At 72.8% G+C, this 19597-nt stretch carries 16 protein-coding genes and 1 pseudogene; 8 read left to right on the top strand and 9 right to left on the bottom strand.

Annotation, left to right across the window (positions count from 1 at the left end):
- Positions 1-113: 113 nt before the first annotated feature.
- Positions 114-1685, bottom strand: a complete 1572-nt coding sequence (locus ACFV8H_RS31365; protein ID WP_380406782.1) for an RICIN domain-containing protein — start codon at positions 1683-1685, stop codon at positions 114-116.
- 343 nt (positions 1686-2028) lie between these two features.
- Between ACFV8H_RS31365 and ACFV8H_RS31360 the strand changes: the two genes are divergently transcribed.
- Complete coding sequence (locus ACFV8H_RS31360; protein ID WP_380406780.1) at positions 2029-3384, top strand: PHB depolymerase family esterase; 1356 nt, start codon at positions 2029-2031, stop codon at positions 3382-3384.
- 77 nt (positions 3385-3461) lie between these two features.
- Complete coding sequence (locus ACFV8H_RS31355) at positions 3462-4817, top strand: ricin-type beta-trefoil lectin domain protein (RefSeq protein ID WP_380406778.1); 1356 nt, start codon at positions 3462-3464, stop codon at positions 4815-4817.
- A gap of 29 nt (positions 4818-4846) precedes the next feature.
- Here the strand turns inward: ACFV8H_RS31355 and ACFV8H_RS31350 are convergent, their stop codons facing one another.
- Positions 4847-5818 (bottom strand): GlxA family transcriptional regulator, encoded by a 972-nt coding sequence (locus ACFV8H_RS31350; protein ID WP_380406776.1) that lies wholly within the window; start codon positions 5816-5818, stop codon positions 4847-4849.
- A gap of 112 nt (positions 5819-5930) precedes the next feature.
- Here ACFV8H_RS31350 and ACFV8H_RS31345 point away from each other — a divergent pair, with 112 nt between their 5' ends.
- Positions 5931-6860 carry an NAD-dependent epimerase/dehydratase family protein gene (locus ACFV8H_RS31345; protein WP_380406775.1) on the top strand — a complete coding sequence of 310 codons (930 nt, stop codon included), beginning with the start codon at positions 5931-5933 and terminating at the stop codon, positions 6858-6860.
- A gap of 21 nt (positions 6861-6881) precedes the next feature.
- Here ACFV8H_RS31345 and ACFV8H_RS31340 read toward each other — a convergent pair whose 3' ends face one another.
- Entirely contained in the window at positions 6882-7763 is an 882-nt protein-coding gene (locus ACFV8H_RS31340) for a LysR substrate-binding domain-containing protein (protein WP_380406773.1), read from the bottom strand.
- A 124-nt stretch (positions 7764-7887) separates the two neighbouring features.
- On the opposite strand from ACFV8H_RS31340, the gene ACFV8H_RS31335 reads away from it, so the two are divergent.
- The 4 genes from ACFV8H_RS31335 to ACFV8H_RS31320 all read left to right on the top strand — a co-directional run bounded on the left by ACFV8H_RS31335 (position 7888) and on the right by ACFV8H_RS31320 (position 11518).
- A complete protein-coding gene (locus ACFV8H_RS31335; protein ID WP_380406772.1) occupies positions 7888-8934 on the top strand; it encodes a bile acid:sodium symporter family protein in 1047 nt (348 codons plus the stop codon).
- Between the two features lie 80 nt (positions 8935-9014).
- Positions 9015-9623 (top strand): exonuclease domain-containing protein, encoded by a 609-nt coding sequence (locus ACFV8H_RS31330; RefSeq protein WP_380406770.1) that lies wholly within the window; start codon positions 9015-9017, stop codon positions 9621-9623.
- A gap of 124 nt (positions 9624-9747) precedes the next feature.
- Positions 9748-11004, top strand: coding sequence for an arsenic transporter (locus ACFV8H_RS31325; protein WP_380406786.1), 1257 nt, complete (start codon positions 9748-9750; stop codon positions 11002-11004).
- A 19-nt stretch (positions 11005-11023) separates the two neighbouring features.
- Positions 11024-11518: a universal stress protein gene (locus ACFV8H_RS31320; RefSeq protein ID WP_380406768.1), complete on the top strand. Its 495-nt coding sequence runs from the start codon at positions 11024-11026 to the stop codon at positions 11516-11518.
- 16 nt (positions 11519-11534) lie between these two features.
- Here ACFV8H_RS31320 and ACFV8H_RS31315 read toward each other — a convergent pair whose 3' ends face one another.
- The 6 genes and pseudogenes from ACFV8H_RS31315 to ACFV8H_RS31290 all read right to left on the bottom strand — a co-directional run bounded on the left by ACFV8H_RS31315 (position 11535) and on the right by ACFV8H_RS31290 (position 18248).
- Positions 11535-11873, bottom strand: coding sequence for a glycoside hydrolase family 95-like protein (locus ACFV8H_RS31315; RefSeq protein WP_380406784.1), 339 nt, complete (start codon positions 11871-11873; stop codon positions 11535-11537).
- 6 nt (positions 11874-11879) lie between these two features.
- A pseudogene (locus tag ACFV8H_RS31310) lies at positions 11880-12449 on the bottom strand (glycoside hydrolase family 95 protein); the annotation flags it as partial.
- A gap of 357 nt (positions 12450-12806) precedes the next feature.
- The gene (locus ACFV8H_RS31305) at positions 12807-15248 is read right to left on the bottom strand and encodes a beta-glucosidase (protein ID WP_380406766.1); all 2442 of its coding nucleotides are present in this window, start codon (positions 15246-15248) and stop codon (positions 12807-12809) included.
- Positions 15245-16063 carry a carbohydrate ABC transporter permease gene (locus ACFV8H_RS31300; protein WP_380406764.1) on the bottom strand — a complete coding sequence of 273 codons (819 nt, stop codon included), beginning with the start codon at positions 16061-16063 and terminating at the stop codon, positions 15245-15247. Before ACFV8H_RS31300 ends, ACFV8H_RS31305 begins: the two co-directional genes overlap by 4 nt.
- Complete coding sequence (locus ACFV8H_RS31295) at positions 16063-16959, bottom strand: carbohydrate ABC transporter permease (protein ID WP_380406762.1); 897 nt, start codon at positions 16957-16959, stop codon at positions 16063-16065. The genes ACFV8H_RS31300 and ACFV8H_RS31295 overlap by 1 nt, the downstream gene beginning before the upstream one ends.
- On the bottom strand, positions 16956-18248 hold the full coding sequence (locus ACFV8H_RS31290) for an ABC transporter substrate-binding protein (protein ID WP_380406760.1): 1293 nt from the start codon (positions 18246-18248) through the stop codon (positions 16956-16958). The genes ACFV8H_RS31295 and ACFV8H_RS31290 overlap by 4 nt, the downstream gene beginning before the upstream one ends.
- A 206-nt stretch (positions 18249-18454) precedes the next feature.
- On the opposite strand from ACFV8H_RS31290, the gene ACFV8H_RS31285 reads away from it, so the two are divergent.
- Positions 18455-19510 (top strand): LacI family DNA-binding transcriptional regulator, encoded by a 1056-nt coding sequence (locus ACFV8H_RS31285; RefSeq protein WP_380406758.1) that lies wholly within the window; start codon positions 18455-18457, stop codon positions 19508-19510.
- Positions 19511-19597 lie beyond the last annotated feature (87 nt).

Genomic DNA, 19597 nt, shown 5'->3' with positions numbered 1-19597 from the left:
ACCCTCCACCCAGACCACAGCGGCGGCCCCAGCCGCCGGGCCCCGGGGCGGGCGCCCGGGGGGGGCCCGGGCCCCCGCGGCCGGGCCGGGGCCGTTCCACCGCCGTCAACCGGTCAGGACAGGGTCCAGCTCTGACCGGCCGCGCTCGCGCCGTCTCCGGCCTCCTGCCGCACCGCCGCTCCCTTCGCGGTCGAGCCGCCGGTGCCCAGGGTCAGGCCGCTGGCGACGTTGACCAGCACGTACGTGCTGCCGGTGAGGCTGCCGGTGAGGTCCAGCGCCCACTGCTGGTTGGCGCCGCCGTTGCAGGTCCACTGCTGCAACGGCGTGCCGGTGGCGGTCGAGTAGCCCGGGACGTCCAGGCACAGCCCGCTGTTGACGCCGGTCAGGGTGTAGACGTTGTCCGCCACCCTGGCGAGCCGCCACTTCTGGTTGGCGCCGCCGGTCGACGGCCACTGGATGGCCGCGCCGCCGTCGGCGGTGGAGGCTCCGGAGACGTCCAGCAGCATCGAACTCTTCGCATTGGTCAGGGTGTAGGTGCCGGCGGAGGGGATCCCGCCGCCTGCCGACCAGGTGCCCGCGGCGGTGTCCAGGGACCAGCTGGGGTACTGGCCGAGGTTCAGGGTCGTCCCCCGGACGGTCAGCGGCAGCCAGATCAGCTTGGAGCCGCCCAGGTCGTCGACGTTCCAGCGGTCCCCCGCGTAGAGGTAGGTGGTGCCCGAAGTGCCCTGGACGGTGATGATGTTGGCCGTCTGACTGGCGTAGGTGTTGGTACCGGGGGCGGCCACGTCCCGCCACGGCGACCACGGCCCGCTCGGGGACGTCGCGGTGGCGTAGACGTTGTCGTTGAGGTACCAGCCCGACAGGTGGGACCCCATCAGGTAGTAGGTGCCGCCGACCTTCACCATGGCCGGGGACTCGATGCTGCCGCCGCCCAGCAGCGCGACCGGGCTGTCCACCGAGAGGTAGTCGGCGGAGAGCCTGTCGATCCGCAGGCCGCCGTTGTTGCGGTCCTCGGTCAGCAGGTAGCCGGTGCCGTCGGATTCCTGGAACAGGCCCAGGTCACGGCTGACGTTGCCCAGCGGCCGGAAGCTGCCCCGGTAGACGTACGGGCCGCAGGGGGTGCTGCTGGTGGCCACCCCGGCCCTCGCCTCGGAGTAGTCGGCGCTGTCGATGTGCACGTACATCACGTACGTGGCGGTCGACGCGTTGTAGATGACCTTCGGCCGCTCGACGATCCGGTTCGGTCCCAGATCGCCGCTGCCCTGCTCGGCCAGGGCCACGCCCTGGTAGGTCCAGCTGCCCAGGTCGTCGGAGGTGTAGCAGGGGATGTCCTGGAACGAGGTGTCGGCCGACGTCCGGCCGGTCTTGTCCTCGCCGAAGCCGTACCAGGTGCTCCCCACCTTGACGATGCCCAGGCCGTGCAACTGGAGCGGGTTGCCGTTCTGGTCGGTGCGGGTGCCTCCCGGGGTGAACACCACCGGGGCCGCGGCTCCGGCCGCTTGGGCCTGGGTCTGGGCTTGGGCTTGGGTCTGGGCTTGGGCTTGGGCTTGGGTCTGGGTCTGGGCCTGGGCCTGGGCGACGGGCAGCAGCACCGCCGAGGCGGCGCCGACCAGGGCGAGCAGCCCGGCGAGGGCGGTTCGCCACCGGCTGACCGGTCGGTTGCCGCGCGAAGGACTGTGGGACAAGGGATTTCACCTCTCCATGAGGACGGGTTGTCACCGGTGGAGCCACGTCGCCTTCACGGTGAAACTTTCACCCTCGGGATCGAACCGATCGGCCGTACCACCGGGAAGACAGGAGGGAACCCAACCATTCCTTGACAGGTCGCGGCCACTGATGCACCGTCATCAGTCCGAAACGCGGCCGAAACAAGAGCCGGAACAGTCGCAAAAGCATCGCGATTGTGAGCGCTCACATGCCTGCACTCACGTACCTGCCCCAGACCCTTGCCGCCAGCCCGGGTGCCCGACTGCCCGAGTGCCCGCTCGACTGCCACCGCCGCCAACAACCCGCAGAGGAAAGGGTTCCATGCTGCGATCCCGGTACCTGAAGTCCCGCCTGCTCGCCGTACTCCTGGCGATCGGCGCCGCGTTCGGCCTGAGCCTGTCCGTCGCACCCCAGGCCGGCGCCGCCTCGTTGACCCGGATCACCGACTTCGGCGACAACCCGACCGGCCTGCAGATGTACGTCTACGTGCCGAACGGCGTCAAAACCAACCCGCCCGTCCTGCTGGCGCTGCACGGCTGCCAGGGCTCCGGGCCCTACCTGTACTCCAGCACCGACTTCGGAGCGCTGGCCGACCGGTACGGATTCATCGTCGTCTACCCCTCGACCAACCCCGGCGGCAGCTGCTGGGACGTCTCCTCCGACCAGGCGCTGAGGCGGGGCGGCGGCAGCGACCCGGTCGGGCTGATGTCGATGATCACCTACACCGAGCAGCACTACGGCGGGAACCGCAACGCCGTGTTCGTCACCGGCGAGTCCTCGGGCGGCATGATGACCAACGTCATGCTCGCGGACTACCCGGACGTGTTCAAGGCGGGCGCGGCCTTCATGGGCGTGCCCTACCACTGCTTCTACACGGGCACCGTGCGCGGCTGGAACGGCCCCTGCGCCGGGGGCCAGGTCTCGATGTCCCCGCAGCAGTGGGGCGACCTGGTGCGCGGCGCCGATCCCGGCTACACCGGGCCGCGCCCCCGGGTGCAGCTGTGGCACGGCACCGCCGACCCCATCCTGAACCACCGCGACCTCGGCGAGGAGGCCAAGCAGTGGACGAACGTCCTCGGAGTGGGCCAGACCCCGTCCTCGACTGACACCCCGGCCGCCAACTGGAACCGGGCCCGGTACACCGACCGCTCCGGCACCACCCGGGTCGAGACCTACAGCATCGCCGGGGCCGGGCACGAACTGCCCGTCCAGGGCACGCAGATGGCCGCCACCGCCATCCACTTCATGGGGCTGGACGGCAGCGGCACCGCCCCCGGCGGCGGCACGGGTGCGCTGCGCGCGACAGGTGCGGGCAAGTGCCTCGACGACCCGAACTCCACCACCACGCTCGGCACTCAACAGCAGGTCTACAGCTGCAGCGGCCAGGCCAACCAGACCTGGACACACACCTCGGCGAACGAGCTGACGGTCACGGTCGGCGGCAGCACGCTGTGCCTGGACGCCTCCGACCGGGGCACCGCCAACGGCACCAAGGCGGTCCTCTGGTCCTGCAACGGCCAGCCCAACCAGCAGTGGAACGTCAACTCCGACGGCACGGTCACGGGCGTCCAGTCCGGCCTCTGCCTGGATGTGACCGGAGGGTCCACCGCCGACGGCACCCCGGTCGAACTCTGGTCCTGCAACGGCGGCACCAACCAGCAGTGGGCCCTCGGTTAGCCCTCGGTCGGACCCTGCCGCGCACCGCCCACCCCGCACCGCGGTGAACGCGAACAGCAATCAAAAGGGAGAGCCGCATGAAACACAGATCCTTGTTCGCACCCCTCGTGGCCGCCATGGCCCTCCTCCTGGCCGTGCTCGGCCTGGCGCCGGGCACCGGCTCCAGCGCGGCCGCCGCCCCGGCCAGGGCTGCCGCTCCGGTCAAGGCCGCCGCAGGTACCGGTGGTTGCGGCAACGCCCCGGCGCTGGCGAGCGGCAGCCACACGATCTCCAGCAGCGGCCAGAACCGCAACTACATCCTGAGGCTCCCCGCCGGCTACGACCGGAACCACCCCTACCGGCTGGTCTTCGGACTCCACTGGCGGGGCGGCACCGCCGAGGACGTCGACTCGGGCGGCACCGACGGGTACAACTGGTCCTACTACGGCCTCCGCCGACTGGCGGACAACGCGAACAACGCGAACAACGGCACCGTCTTCGTCGCACCCCAGGGCAACGGCAACGGCTGGGCCAACCCCAACGGCCAGGACCTCACCTTCGTCGACGACCTGACCAGGCAGCTCGAAGCGGGCCTGTGCATCGACCCGTCCCAGCTCTTCTCCGCCGGTTTCAGCTACGGCGGCTCGATGTCCTACGCGCTCGCCTGCGCCCGGCCGACGGTCTTCCGCGCGGTCGCGGTCTACTCGGGGGCGAACCTCAGCGGCTGCGACGGCGGCTCCCGACCGATCGCCTACATGGGGCTCCACGGCCTCCGGGACAACGTCCTGGGCATCGACTCGGGCCGGGCCCTGCGCGACCAGTTCGTCCGGAACAACGGCTGCACCGCGCAGAACCCGCCCGAGCCGGCGTACGGCAGCCTGACGCACGTCGTCACCGCCTACTCCGGGTGCAAGCCCGGGTACCCGGTCGTCTGGGCCGCGTTCGACGGAGCGGGCCACGACCCCGGCCCGATCGACGGGTGCACCTGCGACGGCTGGCACACCTGGACGTCCGGCGAAGTGTGGAAGTTCTTCGGCCAGTTCGGCTCCTCCACCACTCCCCCGCCCACCGGCGGCCAGCAGATCCTGGGCCGGGCGTCGGGCCGTTGCGTGGACATCAACGACTCCGCCACGGCCAACGGCACCCAGGCCCAACTGTGGGACTGCAACGGCGGCGCCAACCAGCGGTGGACGTCCACGGCGAGCAAGCAGCTCATGGTCTACGGCAACAAGTGCCTGGACGCCTCGGGAACCGGCAACGGCGCCGCAGCGGTGATCCAGGACTGCAACGGGCAGGCCGACCAGCAGTGGAACGTCAGCTCCGACGGCAGCATCACCGGAGTGCAGTCGGGCCTGTGCCTGGACGCCACCGGCACGGGCACGGCGAACGGGACGAAGCTCCAGCTCTGGGCCTGCTCGGGCGCGGGCAACCAGCAGTGGAGCCTGCACAGCTGACCGTCCCAACGGGATGCCGCAGGAGCGCCTCAACGCCTCGGTTCCGGCCGCCTCGGTTCCGGCCACCGGGTGAACGCGGCGCGGTAGGCGCTGGGGGTGAGTCCGGTCCTCGCCGACAGGTGGTGGCGCAGCGAGTCCGTGGTGGCCAGGCCGCTGAGCCTGGCCACCTGGTCCATCGGCAGCTCCGTCGTCTCCAGCAGTTCCTGCGCCCGGATCACGCGCTGGTGGAGGAGCCACTGCAGCGGGCTCAGGCCCGTCTCGTCGTGGAACCTGCGCGCGAGGGTGCGGACGCTGACCCTGGCGTGGGCCGCGAGGTCGGTGCGGGTGAGCGTCTCGTGCAGGTGGTCGAGCGCCCAGGCCCGGGTCGCGGCCAGCGAGGTGCCCGTCTCGGGCGGCAGCGGTGTCGCGATGAACTGCGCCTGCCCACCGGGCCGTACCGGCGCCGCGACCACCAGCCTGGCGACGGCGTTGGCGGTCGCGGCGCCATAGTCGGAGCGGACGAGGTGCAGGCACAGGTCGATGCCGGCGGACAGTCCGGCGGAGGTCAGCACGTTGCCGTCCTCGACGTACAGCACGTCGGGCCGCAGCAGGACCGAGGGGTAACGGGCCGAGAACTCCTCGGACTTGGCCCAGTACGTGGTGGCGTGCCGCCCGTCGAGCAGCCCGGCCCGGGCGAGGACGAACGCGCCGGTGCAGATCGAGGCGACGCGCTTGCCCGCGGCCGACGCGCGGCGCAGCGCGGCGAGGACGCCGGGGTCGATGTCGTCGCGGGCGGCGGTTCCGGTCACGATGACGGTGTCCGCGTCCTCGGCGGCCTCCAGCCCGTGCCGGACGGTGACCTCCAGGCTGCTGCCGGTGGCGATGGGGCCGGGACGGGCGGTGCAGACCCGCACCTGGTAGCCGGGGTGGCCGTCGACGGTCGTCTCGCCGAGGACGAGTTCCGGGATGGACAGATCGAAGGTGGTGGCCGGGGGAACGGCGATGACGGCAACCCGGTGCATGGCCCGAACCTCCGGTTGTCTGGCATTCGGGCCACTACCTTACGGATCACCGGTGGCGGAGGGTAGAGCCCGCTGGGGCGATCGGCCCCAACCCTTCGACCAGGGAGTATCCGTGTCCTTGTACGTCATCGTCGGAGCCGGCGCCACCGGCTCGTCCGCCGCACGGCTGCTGGCGGAGGCCGGTGAGCAGATCCGGCTCGTCACCCGCCGGGGCGGCGGTCCCGCCCACGAGCGGATCGAGCGGGTGGCCGTCGACGCCGTCGACACCGTACGGCTGATCGAGGCTGCCCGCGGGGCGGCGGCGCTGTTCAACTGCGCGATGCCCGCCTACGACCGCTGGCCGGCCGAATTCCCGCCGCTGGCCGCCTCATTGCTGGCGGCGGCGGAGAGCGGTGGAGCGGACTACGTCATGCTCGGGAACACCTACGGCTACGGCCCCGTGGACGGGCCCGTCACCGAGGACCTCCCGATGGCGCCGACCAGCGTCAAGGGCCGCGTCCGCGCGCGGATGTGGCAGGACGCGCTCGCCGCGCACGAGGAGGGCCGGGTCCGGGTGACCGAGATCCGGGCCGCCGACTACCTCGGCGCCGGTGCCTACTCGCCGTTCACGCTCATGGTGGGGGCCCAGGTGCTGGCCGGCTCACCCGTCGCCTACCCGGGAGACCTCGACGCCCCGCACAGCTGGACCTACACCGGCGACGCGGCCCGGACCCTGATCGCCGCCGCCCGGAACGAGGAGTCCTGGGGCCGGGCCTGGCACGTGCCGTCCACCTCGCACGCCCCCGTCCGCGAGCTGGCCGCCCGCATGGCCCTGGCAGCCGCCGCACCCGGCCCCGAACTGGGCCACCTGACCAGGGCCGAGCTGGAGGAGATCGGACGGACCGACTCGGTGATGGCGGAGTTCCCGGAGATGCTGTACCTGTACGACCGCCCCAACCTCCTCGACGCGTCGCTCACCGCGTCGGTCCTGGGCATCGCCCCGACGCCGATCGACGCGGTCCTCGGCGAGATGGCCGCCGAGCACGCCCGGTCCACGGCCTGACGGATCAGCGGGCCGGCCCGGCTACCCCTGCGCCCGTTCCGGGGCGCGTTGCAGCCGGAAGGCGTCCGCGAGGACGGCTTGGGCCAGCGCCCGGGCCGCGCCGCGGGCGGTGGTGCGCCCGGTGGTGAGGGCGAAGTCGGTGGTGCCCAGGTCCGGCAGGCCCGGTTGGTCGGGCAGCGGCCGCAGGCCCGACGGGATCAGGCTCCGGGCGTGCGGCACCACGCCGAGGCCGGCCAGCGCGGCGGCCCGGACCCCGGACAGGCTGGTGCTGGTGCAGGCGATCCGCCAGGGGCGGCCGTCGCGTTCGCAGGCCGCCAGGGCGCGGGCCCGGGTGATGCTGGGCGGGGGGTAGACGATGAGCGGCAGCGGCTCCGCCGGGTGGTCCAACCGGAAGTCCTCCGCCGCGGCCCACACCAGCCGGTCCTGCCAGACCAGTTGGCCCTGGGCTTCGCCGCCCGGCGGGCGCTTGCCGAGGACCAGGTCGAGCCGCCCGTCGGCCAGCTGCTCGTAGAGCACGGCGCTGAGCCCGACGGTGAGTTCGAGGTCGACCTGGGGGTTGCGCCGCCGGAAGCCCCGCAGGATCTGCGGCAGTTCGGTGTGGACGAAGTCCTCCGAGGCGCCGAAGCGCACCCGCCCGCGCACCTGCGTCCGTGCGAAGTGGTCGAGTGCCTGCTCGTGCGCCTCCAGGATCGTCCGGGCGAAGCCGAGCATCTCCTCGCCCTCGCCGGTGAGCTGCACGGAGTGGGTGTCGCGCAGGAAGAACCGTCGGCCGGCGGCCTCCTCCAGCCGCCGCACGTGCTGGCTGACCGTCGACTGCCGCAGGCCCAGCCGTTGGGCGGCGCGGGTGAAGCCGCCGGTCTGGGCCACCGCGAGGAAGGACCTCAACTGCACCGGATCGAACATTCGGCCAGCCTATCCGCTGATATCACGAATCATGATGACACTGAGTGCGGCCAGCGGGATTCCCACTCACCCGAACGGACGGCAGGCTGAGGCCGTCCCAGCCGAACCACCAGCGCGGAGAACCATGCCCCGCCCGAAGACCCTGCTCCGCCCGAACACCCCGCTCCGCCTCCTCCCCGCCCGCCTGCGGATCGACCCGTTCATCGCCTCCCTGCTCGCCACCGTGGCGCTCGCCGCCCTGCTCCCCGCCCGCGGCGTCGCCGCACCGGTCGTCTCGGACGCGGCCACCGCCGGGGTCGCCGTGCTGTTCTTCCTCTACGGCACCCGGCTCTCCGCCCGCGAGGCCTGGAACGGGCTCAAGCAGTGGCGACTGCACACCACCGTGCTCGCCGTCACCTTCGTCCTCTTCCCCCTGCTCGGAACAGCCGCCCACCTGCTGGTACCGACCGTCCTGTCACCCGGGCTCTACCAGGGCCTGCTGTTCCTGACCCTGCTGCCCTCCACCGTGCAGTCCTCGATCGCCTTCACCTCCATCGCCCGCGGCAACACCGCCGCCGCGGTCTGCAGCGCGACCTTCTCCAGCCTCTTCGGCATCCTGCTGACCCCGCTGCTCGCCGCCGCCCTCCTGCACACCAGGGGCGGCATCTCGGCGGGCACCGTGCTGGAGATCGCCGAACAACTCCTCCTGCCCTTCGCCGCCGGCCAGGTGCTGCGCCGCTGGATCGCCCCCTGGACGGCCCGCCACCGCTCCGTCCTCGCCCTGGTGGACCGCGGCTCGATCCTGCTGGTCGTCTACAGCGCCTTCGGCGCCGCCGTCGTCGGCGGGATGTGGGCCACGCTCTCGCTGCCCCGGCTGGCCGCCCTGCTGGTGGTCGAGTCCGCGCTGCTGGCCCTGGTCCTGACCGCCACCCTGCTGGGCGGCCGCCGCCTCGGCTTCGACCGGGACGACCTGATCGCGATCGTCTTCTGCGGCTCCAAGAAGAGCCTGGCCGGCGGCGTCCCGATGGCCGCCGTCCTCTTCCCCGGCGCGGCGGCCGGGCTGATGGTGCTGCCGCTGATGCTCTTCCACCAGCTGCAGCTGATGGTCTGCGCCGTCCTCGCCCGCCGCTGGGCCGCTCAGGCCCCGGCCGCCGAGGCGAGCCGCCCGGACGAGGCTCTCGCCCGGGCCTGATCTCCGCTGGGGCCCCACGACCAGGACAGCCGGAAAAATCCAGGTGCCCCGGCCACCCCCTCGTCCCTACGCTTCCCGCCATGGACAGCACCGGGGCCGAGCGGCTCCTGAACGTCGTGGACATCGAAGCCACCTGCTGGGCCCGCGGCGAACCGCAGGGCGCGGTCAGCGAGATCATCGAGATCGGGCTGACCGTCGTCGACCTGACCACCGCGGAACGCCTCGCCCGGCACCGGATCCTGGTACGCCCCGCCCGGTCCACGGTCAGCGAGTTCTGCACGGAGCTGACCGGCCTCACCCAACAGGAGGTGGACGGCGGGGTCGGCTTCGCCGAGGCGTGCCGGCTGCTGGCGACCGAACACCACGCCGGGTCCCGCCCGTGGGCCAGTTGGGGCGACTACGACCGCAACCAGTTCACCCGGCAGTGCCAGTCCACCCGGACGCCGTATCCCTTCGGCCGGCACCACACCAACGCCAAGATCGTCTTCACCGAGGCGTACGGCCTGCGCAAACGCCCCGGCATGGCGCAGGCCCTGGAGCTCGCCGGGCGGCGACTCGAAGGCCGTCACCACCGCGGCGAGGACGACGCCTGGAACATCGCCGCCCTCGTCCTCCACCTGTCCGAGCGGGGCGTCTGGCCGGATCCGTTGCCGACCGCGCCCACCTCCTTCGGCCGGGAGCGGGACTGACGGGCCTCCGGGGTCGTCCAGGATGGTGGCGGTCACACCGCCGAACCCCTCCTGAGGTGCCGCGGTCCGGGGGGCTCTGGTTCGATGGGTGCCGTCGTCACCGCCGCCCGCGAGGAGCAGGACCCTGAGTACGTCGTTCGCCGAAGCGCTGTCCGTCGGCCTGCTGGTCCTGGTGCTGGTCGGTGCGGTGGCCCGGCCGTGGGGGTGGCCGGAGGCGGTGGTCGCGGTGCCGGCGGCGGGGCTGGTGGTCGCCACCGGGGCGATCCCGTGGGAGCACGCGGTGGCCGAGGCGGAGCGGCTCGGGCCGGTGATCGGGTTCCTCGCGGCCGTGCTGGTGCTGGCGAAGCTGTGCGACGACGAGGGGCTGTTCCGCGCCTGCGGGGCGTGGATGGCCCGCACCGCGGCTGGGAGTCCGCGCCGGCTGCTGGCGCAGGTGTTCGTCGTCGCGTCGGTGGTCACGGCGGTGCTCAGCCTGGACGCCACCGTGGTGCTGCTGACGCCGGTGGTGTTCGCCACCGCCGCCCGGCTGGGCGCCCGCCCCAAGCCGCACCTGTACGCCTGCACCCACCTGTCCAACACCGCCTCGCTGCTGCTGCCGGTCTCCAACCTCACCAACCTGCTGGCCCTCACCGCCAGCGGACTCAGCTTCACCCGCTTCGCCGCCCTGATGGCGCTGCCCTGGCTGGCGGCGATCGCCGTCGAGTACGCGGTGCTGCGCCGTTTCTTCGCCACCGACCTGGAGACGGGCACCGCGCCCGACACCGAGGTGGCGGCACCGCAGATGCCGCTGTTCGCCCTGCTCACCGTGGCGGGCACGCTGGCCGGCTTCGTGCTGACCTCGGTCATCGGCATCGATCCGGCCTGGGCGGCCGCCGCCGGCGCCCTGGTGCTGGCCGTCCGGGCGCTCGCCCGGCGCCGCACCTCCCCGGCGGCGATCGTCCGCTCGGCCGCTGTGCCGTTCCTGGCCTTCGTCCTCGCGCTCGGCATCGTGGTCCGGGCGGTGGTCGACAACGGGCTGGCCTCCGCGCTCGGGCACCTCGTCCCGGCCGGCACCTCGCTGCCCGCCCTTCTCGGCGTCGCGGCGCTGGCGGCCGTCCTGGCGAACGTCATCAACAACCTGCCCGCCACCCTGGTGCTGCTCCCGCTGGCCGTCCCCTCCGGCTCCGGCGCCGTGCTGGCCGTGCTGCTGGGGGTGAACATCGGCCCCAACCTCACCTACGCGGGCTCGCTGGCCACCCTGCTGTGGCGGCGGATCGTCCGCGAGCACGACACCGAGATCGGTCTGGGCGAGTTCACCCGGCTCGGGCTGCTCGTCGTACCCGCCGCCCTGACGCTGTCCGTGGTGGCACTGTGGGGGTCCTTGCAGATCATCGGAGTCTGAGCACGAGGAGGCCGACACCGTGACCGTCGTCGTCTGGATCGCCGAAGGCACCTGGCCCGCCTGCGTCGACGCCGCCCGCGTCCACGCGCCGCAGGACGCCGAGCTCGTCCTGCTGCACGTCAGCGGCCAGGACGTCCCCGGCGTCGCCCACGGCGCCTTCGCCGGCCTGCTGGGGCGCGGCCACCGCGAGCGCGACCCCGGCGACCAGGTGGAACGCCTCGCCGCCGCCTCGGGGCGGCACCTCCTGGACGCCGCCGCCGACCGGCTCGGACGGCCCTGCACCCGGGTGGAGCGCAGCGGCCGCACCGAGCGCGAGGTCGTCGCCGCGGCGGAGGGGGCCGAGCTGCTGGTCCTGGCCCGGGACGGCGACCGCACGCGCCTCGGGCCCCACAGCCTCGGGCCGGCCACCCGGTTCGTCGTCGACCACGCCCCCTGTCCCGTCCTGCTGGTCTGGCCGGAACTGGCGCCGGGGGCCGACACCCTCCCCCCGCCCCCTCCACACCACCACGGGTAGCGCGGCCGACCGGCTTTCAGTGCCCGGCGTCCGACCCGGGGTAGGCGAGCCGGACGCGGCCGCCCGCCGGGAGGCGCAGCCGCCGGCGCCGGGCGTCGCCCGGAACGAGGTCCGCTCCGACCGGATGTCCGGCCTCGTCGGTCAGGACCGGGATCCCCCCGCGCTCGGGCAACCGGAGGTCGACCGTGACGTCCCGGGCGGCGCGCAGTTCCGCTCCGGTCAGCAACCCCTGGCGCCAGCTCAGCCCGACCGTGAGGCCGCCCCGCGCGCGCAGGCCGTGGACGTCACCGTCCGGCCAGGACGGCGGCAGGGCGGGCAGCAGCCGCACGATGCCGTTGTGGCTCTGCAGGAGCATCTCGGCGATGGCCCCGGTGATGCCGAAGTTGCCGTCGATCTGGAAGAGCTGCGGCGGGTGCAGGTCGAACAGGTTGGGCGCGATGGAGGTGGCGAGCAGGCGCTCGACGGCGTGCCCGGCGAGCGGGCCGTCGCCGAGGCGGGCGGCCAGCGCGGCCAGCCAGGCGAGGCTCCAGCCGGTGCCGCCCCCGCCGTGCTCGAGCCGGCGGTCCAGGGCGCGGCGCGACGCGTCCAGCAGGGTGTCGTCGGCGAGCGGGTCGACGGCGCTGCCCGGGTAGAGGCCGTACAGGTGGGAGAAGTGCCGGTGCCCGGGGTCCTCGTCGGGGAGGTCGTCCCGCCACTCCAGGAGGCGGCCGTCGGCGGCGGTGGACGGGGGCCGCAGGCGGGCGCGGGTGCGGGCCAGTTCCTCCGCCAGGTCGTGGTCGACGCCGAGTTCGCGGGCGGCGGCGGCGGTGTTGTCGAGCAGTTCGGCGGCGAGCCAGTGGTCCATCGTGGCGCCGGAGCCGACGGCGGCCAGGGTGCCGTCGGCCAGCCGGAACCGGTGCTCGGGCGAGGTGGACGGGCTGGTCACCAGCGTGCCGTCCTCGTCCGGCCGGGGTGCGCTCGGTCCAGCTGGCCGGCTGGGCCCGGGCGCGGCGGATCAGCTGCTGCACCTCCGGCGTCTCCAGCGCCTCGATCGTGGGGATCGCCGTGGTGAGCCGCAGGACCCTGGCCCGGTGCGCCCCGTCGATGCGCAGGGCGGCCCTCGATCGAAGGGCACCAGCACTGTCGAAGCGCTTCGATTCGAACATTCGGCAAATCTGACAGAATTCCCGACCGAGTGTCAAACAATAATTTCCGAGCGGGAATTCCTTGGAAATCATTGAACTGGAATCGAAAATCCGGGGAACCCGAGCCGGGTCGAGGGTGAGGAATACGGACCAGGGGTTCTCCGCTACGGAATGGGGGCGGCCGGGAGGTCGTGGACGGTGACGGTCGGGTGCAGTCGGCGGGTGTGGTCCAGCGCTCGGGTCGGGCCGGTGAGCCGCAGCGGCACGGTGAGCCGGGGGTCGGCGCTGGAGGCGGAGATCCGCAGTTCCAGCGCGCCGGGTTCGACGATCCGCTCGCCCTCGCGGCCGGTGAAGGAGGCCAGGTCGGCGGGGACGGTCAGCTCCACCCGGCAGCCCGCTCCGGCCTCCAGCGGGATCCGCCGGTAGCCGATCAGCCGCTGCACCGGCTGGACGACGGTGGCCACCGGGTCGTGGAGGTAGAGCTGCACCACCTCGGTGCCCGCCCGGGCACCGGTGTTGCGCAGCTCGAAGGCGAGCCGGAACGCTCCGTCGGTGCCGGTCTCGGCCGTCCGCACCTCCGGGCCGGACCAGCCGAACTCGCTGTAGCCGAGCCCGTGTCCGAAGGCGAAGGCGGGCGTCGGGTCGGTGCTGGAGACCCCGCCCGCCTGGGCCAGCCGCGCGGCCAGGTAGGTGGAGGGCTGAACCCCGGGGTGGGCGGGGACGGAGACGGGCAGCCGGCCGGACGGGTTGACCCGCCCGCTGAGCACCCCGGCGAGCGCCTGCGTCCCGGCCTCCCCGGGGAAGAAGCACTGGACGATCCCGGCCGCCTCGGTGGCGGCACGCCCGAGCGCGTACGGCCGTCCGGCCAGCAGGGTGACCACCACGGGCGTGCCGGTGTCCAGCACGGCCTCCAGCAACTGCCGCTGCCTGCCGGGGAGTTCGAGTGAGGCGGCGTCGCAGCCCTCGCCGCTGGTACCGCGCCCGAACAGTCCGGCCCGGTCGCCGAGGGCGAGCACCGCCACGTCGGCCTCCCGGGCGGCACGGACGGCCTCCGCGATGCCGGCTGTCTCCTCGTCGTCGCAGCCCTCGTCGTCGCAGCCCTCGGCGTCGCAGCCCTCGCCGTCGACCGTCACGCCGCGCACCGTGTGCAGCTTGCTGCCCGCCAGCTCGGAACCGGCCAGCTCCGCTGCCAACGCCTCGTACAGGGTGGGGAGTTCGATGCCGAGCGGGGTCCCCGGGTGCTGTCCGCCGACGTGCACCGGGAAGGAGTAGCAGCCGAGCACGGCGGTGGGCTCGTCGGCGTTCGGGCCGATCAGGGCGATCCGGGCGGGGGCCCGCAGCGGCAGCAGGCCGTCGTTGCGCAGCAGCACCACGGCCTGCTCGGCGAGTTCGGTGGCGAGCGCCCGGTTGGCGGGCCGGTCCAGGTCGACCAGGCCGCGCAGCGCGCGCGGTTCGCTCAGGTCCGCGTCGGCGAGGGCGGCGGGCACGGGGCTCCAGTCCGCGTCCAGCAGCCCGAGTTCGGCCTTCTGCGCGAGCACGCGGCGCAGCGCCCGGTCGATCAGTCGCTCCGGGACGGTGCCCGCGACGACGGCGTCGAACAGCGGCGGTCCGAAGGTGTCGACGGTCGGCAGCTCGACGTCGACTCCCCCGGCCAGGGCCAGTGCGGCGGCCTCGGACCGGCCGTCGGCGACGCCGTGCAGCGACGCGAGGAAGGCGATGCCGAAGTAGTCGGCGACGACCGTGCCGGTGAATCCCCAGGTGTCCCGGAGCAGTCGGGTGAGCAGGGCCTGGTCGGCGGCGGAGGGGAGGCCGTCGGTGTCGGTGTAGGCGGGCATGACCGAGCGGGGCCGGCCTTCGCGGACGGCCATCTCGAAGGGCGGCAGGATGACGTCGGCGCGTTCGCGCGGGCCCATCGAGACGGGGGCGAGGTTGCGTCCGGCGCGGGAGGCGGAGTAGCCCGCGAAGTGCTTGAGGGTGGCGACGATCCCGGCGGACTCCAGGCCTTGAACGTAGGCGGTGGCGATGGTGCCGACCAGGTACGGGTCCTCGCCGATGGTCTCCTCGACCCTCCCCCAGCGGGCGTCCCGGACCACGTCGAGCACCGGCGCCAGGCCCTGGTGCACTCCGACGGACCGCAGGTCGCGGCCGATGGCGCCGGCCATCGTCCGGACCAGCTCCGGGTTGAAGGCGGCGCCCCAGGACAGCGGCACGGGGTACGCGGTGGCCCCCCACGCGGCGAAGCCGGCCAGGCACTCCTCGTGGGCCAGCGCCGGGATGCCGAAGCGGTTGGCGGCGGCGATCCGCTGCTGGGTGCGCAGCAGCGAGAGCGCGCCGAGCGCCGGGTCGACCGGGGCGGTGCCGAACGGGCGGGTCAACTGGCCGAGCCCGTACGGCAGGAGGGTGTCGAGGTCGGGGGGCGGCTGCATCTCGTGCTGGTGCGGGGCGACTTCGTCGCCGTCGGCGTCGGCGCCGACCCAGACGCCGACCAGTTGGGCGGTCTTCTCCCGCAGGGTCATCGCGGCGATCAGGGCGTCGGCCCGGGCCTCCGGGGTGAGCGTGGTGTCCCGCCACGCGGGCGCGGACTCGGGGTTGCGGTGGTCGTTCATTTTCCTCCGACCCCCGTCAGGCCCTGGACCAGGGCGCGGCGGGCGAACAGGTAGACGACGAGGACGGGGAGCATGGACAGGACCACGGCGCTGAGCAGTCCGGGCACGTCCACGCCGTGCTCGGTCTGGAAGTCGTACAGGCCGAGGGTGATGACCTTGGTGGAGTCGGACTGGGTGAGGATCAACGGGAAGAGGAAGCCGTTCCAGGCCTGGAGGGCGGCGAAGACCGTGATCGAGGACAGTCCGCCCTTGGACAGCGGGAGCACCAGTTGGCGGAACATCCGCGCCGGGGAGGCGCCGTCCATCGCCATCGCCTCGTACAGCTCGGGGCTGATGTCGCGCATCGCGCCGGTCAGCACCAGGGTGCAGACCGGCAGGCAGAAGGCCGCGGTGGGCAGGATGATGCCGAGCAGGTGGTCGTACAGGCCGGTCTTGCTGATGACGTAGAACATCGGCACGATCACCGCCTGGGCGGGGATCGCCAGCCCGAGCAGGAACAGCCGGAACACCCAGCCGGTCGCCCGGCCGCGGGCGCGCACGATGGCGTAGGCGAGCGGCGGGACGACCAGCAGCACGATGGCGACCACGCCGGCGGTGACGGTCAGGGTGTTGAGGAAGTCCTGGCCGAAGCCGGACGAGAGGTCGGTCAGGTAGTTCTGCACCGTCCACTGCTTCGGCAGGCTCAGCGGGCCCTCGGTGGAGTAGTCGGCGCGGGTGCGGAAGGTGGCGATCAGCAGCACGTACAGCGGCAGGCCGACCAGCAGCAGCCACACCAGGGAGCCGAACCCGGCCAGGACGTTGGGGCGTTCGCGCATCACAGTCCCTCCGCCGTGCCGCGCATCCGGTCGTAGCCGGAGAGCCGGACCAGCGCGAGCGAGATCAGGGTGGCGACCACCACGAGGACCAGCGCGATGGCCGAGCCGGTGCCGAAGTCGAAGCTCTTGAAGGCCTTCTGGTACATGTAGTACGAGGTGACGGTGGTGTCCGTGCCGGGGCCGCCCTGGGTGAGGATCAGCACCGTGTCGAAGGTGGTCAGGCCGCCGACCACCATCAGGATCGTCGAGGTGACGACGGTGTTGCGCAGCTGCGGCAGGGTGATGTGGAGGAACTGCCGCACCCGGCCCGCTCCGTCGACGGCCGCGGCCTGGTAGAGCACCTGGGGGATCGCGCGGGCCCCGCCCTGGTAGATCAGCGCGTGCAGCGGGGTGAACTGCCAGACGCCGACGAAGGTCAGCACCCCGATCGCCCCGCTCCTGGTGCCGAGCAGGTTGCCGTCGCCGAACAGCCAGGTGAGTTGGGCGGGTACGCCGAAGTTGGGGTCGAGGACGGCCCGCCACACCACCGAGACGGCGGTCGCGGAGAGCAGCAGCGGCACGAAGTAGACGGCCGAGAGCACGGCCCGGTTGCGCTGCTTCCCGGCGGCCCAGACGCCGATCAGGATGCTGACCGGCGTCTGGGTCACCACGCCGAGGGCGGTGAGCAGCAGGGTGGTCCCGACGGACCGGAGCAGCACCGGGTCGTGGAACAGGGCGGTCCAGTTGTCCAGGCCGTTGAAGTGCGGGTCGCCGATGCCGTCCCAGCTGGTGAAGGAGAGGACGGCGACCAGCAGCAGCGGTGTGAGCGCGAACATTCCGAAGAACACGGCGGCGGGCAGCGCCCAGACGAGTCCCGGGCGGGTGGCCCCCGCGCCGCGCCCGGTGGCGCGCGTCATGACGTCGGCAAGGCCTGCACGGCCTTGATGAAGCCGTCGGCGTCGAGTGCGCCGTTGAAGAACTGCTGGACCGCGGTGTGCATCGGGGTCATCGCGCTCGGCGGGTAGGCCTGGTCCCAGGAGAGCTGGAACGAGGGGGCGGCCTTGACCAGTTGGTACTGGTCCTTGGAGTAGCCGGGGCTGGCGGAGAGGTCGAAGTGGTCGGGGGTGTTGGTGGTGGTCGGCAGGTTGCCGATGGCCAGCTGGGCCTTCACGAAGTCGTCGGAGTACATCAGCTTGAGGAAGGCCGCGGCGGCTTCCGGGTGCTTGGTCCTCCTGAGCACGGAGTAGAAGTTGTTGGTGTTGCCGACGACGTCGGCCGGGTCGCCCTTGCCGCCGCTCAGGGCGGGGAAGCCGGTGTAGCCGAGGCCGGTCCTGGCGAAGTCCGGGTTGGCGTCCTGCTGGGTGGCGTAGTACCAGGAGCCCATCAGCTCGAAGGCGGCCTTTCCCTTGGCGACCAGAGCCGGGGAGCCGCCGTCGGTGAACTTGACGGAGTCGAAGTTGCTCCCGAAGGCCCCGGCGTCGACCAGTTGCCTGAGGATGGTCAGCGCCTTGCGGCTGTCCTCGCTCGCCCAGGCCTCCTTGTCGCCGCCGAGGATCTTCTGGAACAGGCCGGGGCCGGCGATCCGGTCGTAGAGGTACTCGAACCACATCAGGGTGGGCCACTGGTCGCCGCCGCCGAGCGCGATCGGGGTGATGCCCTTGGCTTTCAGGGCCCTGGCGGCGGCGAGGAGTTCGTCCCAGGTCTTCGGCGGGGTGAGTCCGGCGTCCGCGAGCACCTTCTTGTTGTGGAACAGCAGCACCGGCTGGGTGCCGCGCATCGGCACTCCGTACGCCTTGCCGTCGATCACCGCCGAGTTGAAGACCGAGGGCAGGAAGTTGTCCTTGAGGCCCGGGTCCTCGGCGATGAAGCCGTCCAGTGGCAGCAGCAGGTCCGCCTTGACGAACGGCTGGATGGAGCCGCCGCCCCAGTTGAAGAAGATGTCGGGGGCCCGGGAGCTGTTGATCACGGTCTGCAGCTTCTGCTGGTAGTCCGCGCCGGGGATGGTGTCGAGCACCGCCTTGACCTTGGAGGTCTTGTTGAACGTCTCGACGATCTGCTTCTCGACCTTGTTGCCGGCGTCGCCGTAGACCAGCACGTGGATCGTCCCGCCTCCGGCGTCGGAGGAGGAGTCACCGGAGCCGCAGGCGGCGGACGTCCCCAGGACGAGTGCGGTGACCGCGGTGACCGCGGCGAGTCTCGATCGCATATCCTGCCCTCTGTCTCGAATGTTTCGAGCAAGTTGCCGAATGTCGTGGGAAACTTAGAACCGCCCTGACCGCCCGTCAAGAGCGCGGACGGGATCGGCGCCGGCCCGTCGGCGGGCTAGCATCCGTGCGGTACGGCCCGCCCGCGGCCGTACCGACAGCCACCCACGACGGCGTTCGCCCAGCAGGGGCAGTGCAGGAGGAACCCGTGGACAGAGCGGCCACGCTCGCCGAGATCGCCCTGGAGGCAGGGGTCTCGGCACCGACAGTTTCGAAAGTCCTCAACGGGCGCGCTGACGTCGCCCCGGCCACCCGGGAGCGGGTGGAGGCGCTGCTCCAGCAGCACGGCTACCGGCGGCGGCGCGGCAACCGCCAGACCAGCCCGCTGCTGGAACTGGTCTTCCACGAGCTGGAGAGCGCCTGGGCGGTGGAGGTGATTCGCGGCGTCGAGAACGCCGTCCGGGAGGAGGGCCTGAGCATCGTGCTCTCCGAGTCCGCCGAGCGGCACGGCCCCGGCCAGTCCTGGGTGGACGGGGTGCTCGCCCGCCGGCCCACCGGCGTGGTGCTGGTGCTCTCCGACCTGGACCGCGCGCTGCGCGAGCAACTGGCCCGCCGGGACATCCCGTTCGTGGTGATGGACCCGGCCGGCGACCCCGGACAGGAGGTACCCGCCGTCGGCACCACCAACTGGGACGGCGGCCTCGCCGCCACCCGGCACCTGCTCGACCTCGGCCACCGCCGGATCGGCCTGATCGGCGGCCCCGCCCGGATGATGTGCAGCCGGGCCCGGGCCGACGGCTACCGGGCGGCGCTCGACATCGCGGGCATCCCGTACGACCCGCAGCTGGTCCGCGAGGGCGACTTCCACCACGAGTCCGGACGCCGGCTCGGCCTGGAGCTGCTGGGCCTGCCGGACCGGCCGACCGCCGTCTTCGCCGGGAACGACCTCCAGGCGCTTGGCCTGTACGAGGCCGCCCGCGAACTGGGGCTGCGCATCCCGGAGGACCTCAGCGTGGTCGGCTTCGACGACCTGCCGCTGGCCCGCTGGGTGGGCCCGCCGCTGACCACCGTGCGCCAGCCGCTGACCGAGATGGCCGAGACGGCGACCCGCCTGGTCATCGACCTGGCGCGCGGGGTGCGTCCCGGCACGCTCCGGGTGGACCTGGCCACCAGCCTGGTCGAGCGCAGCAGCACCGCCCCGCCGCGCACGCTCGGCACCGCGCCTTCGGCGCCGCTCGACCCAGACCCGGCCGCGAGCGGCTGACGACGGCGCCGCCGGGCGGGCCCCGAACGGGTACGGCCGGACGGTCCGGGAGCCCCGGCGCCGTCCGGCCGCACTGCTGTCGTGCTG

It is taken from the genome of Kitasatospora sp. NPDC059827 (assembly GCF_042731675.1).
Lineage (GTDB): Bacteria > Actinomycetota > Actinomycetes > Streptomycetales > Streptomycetaceae > Kitasatospora.
This window is presented reverse-complemented; position numbering and strand designations above follow the sequence as displayed.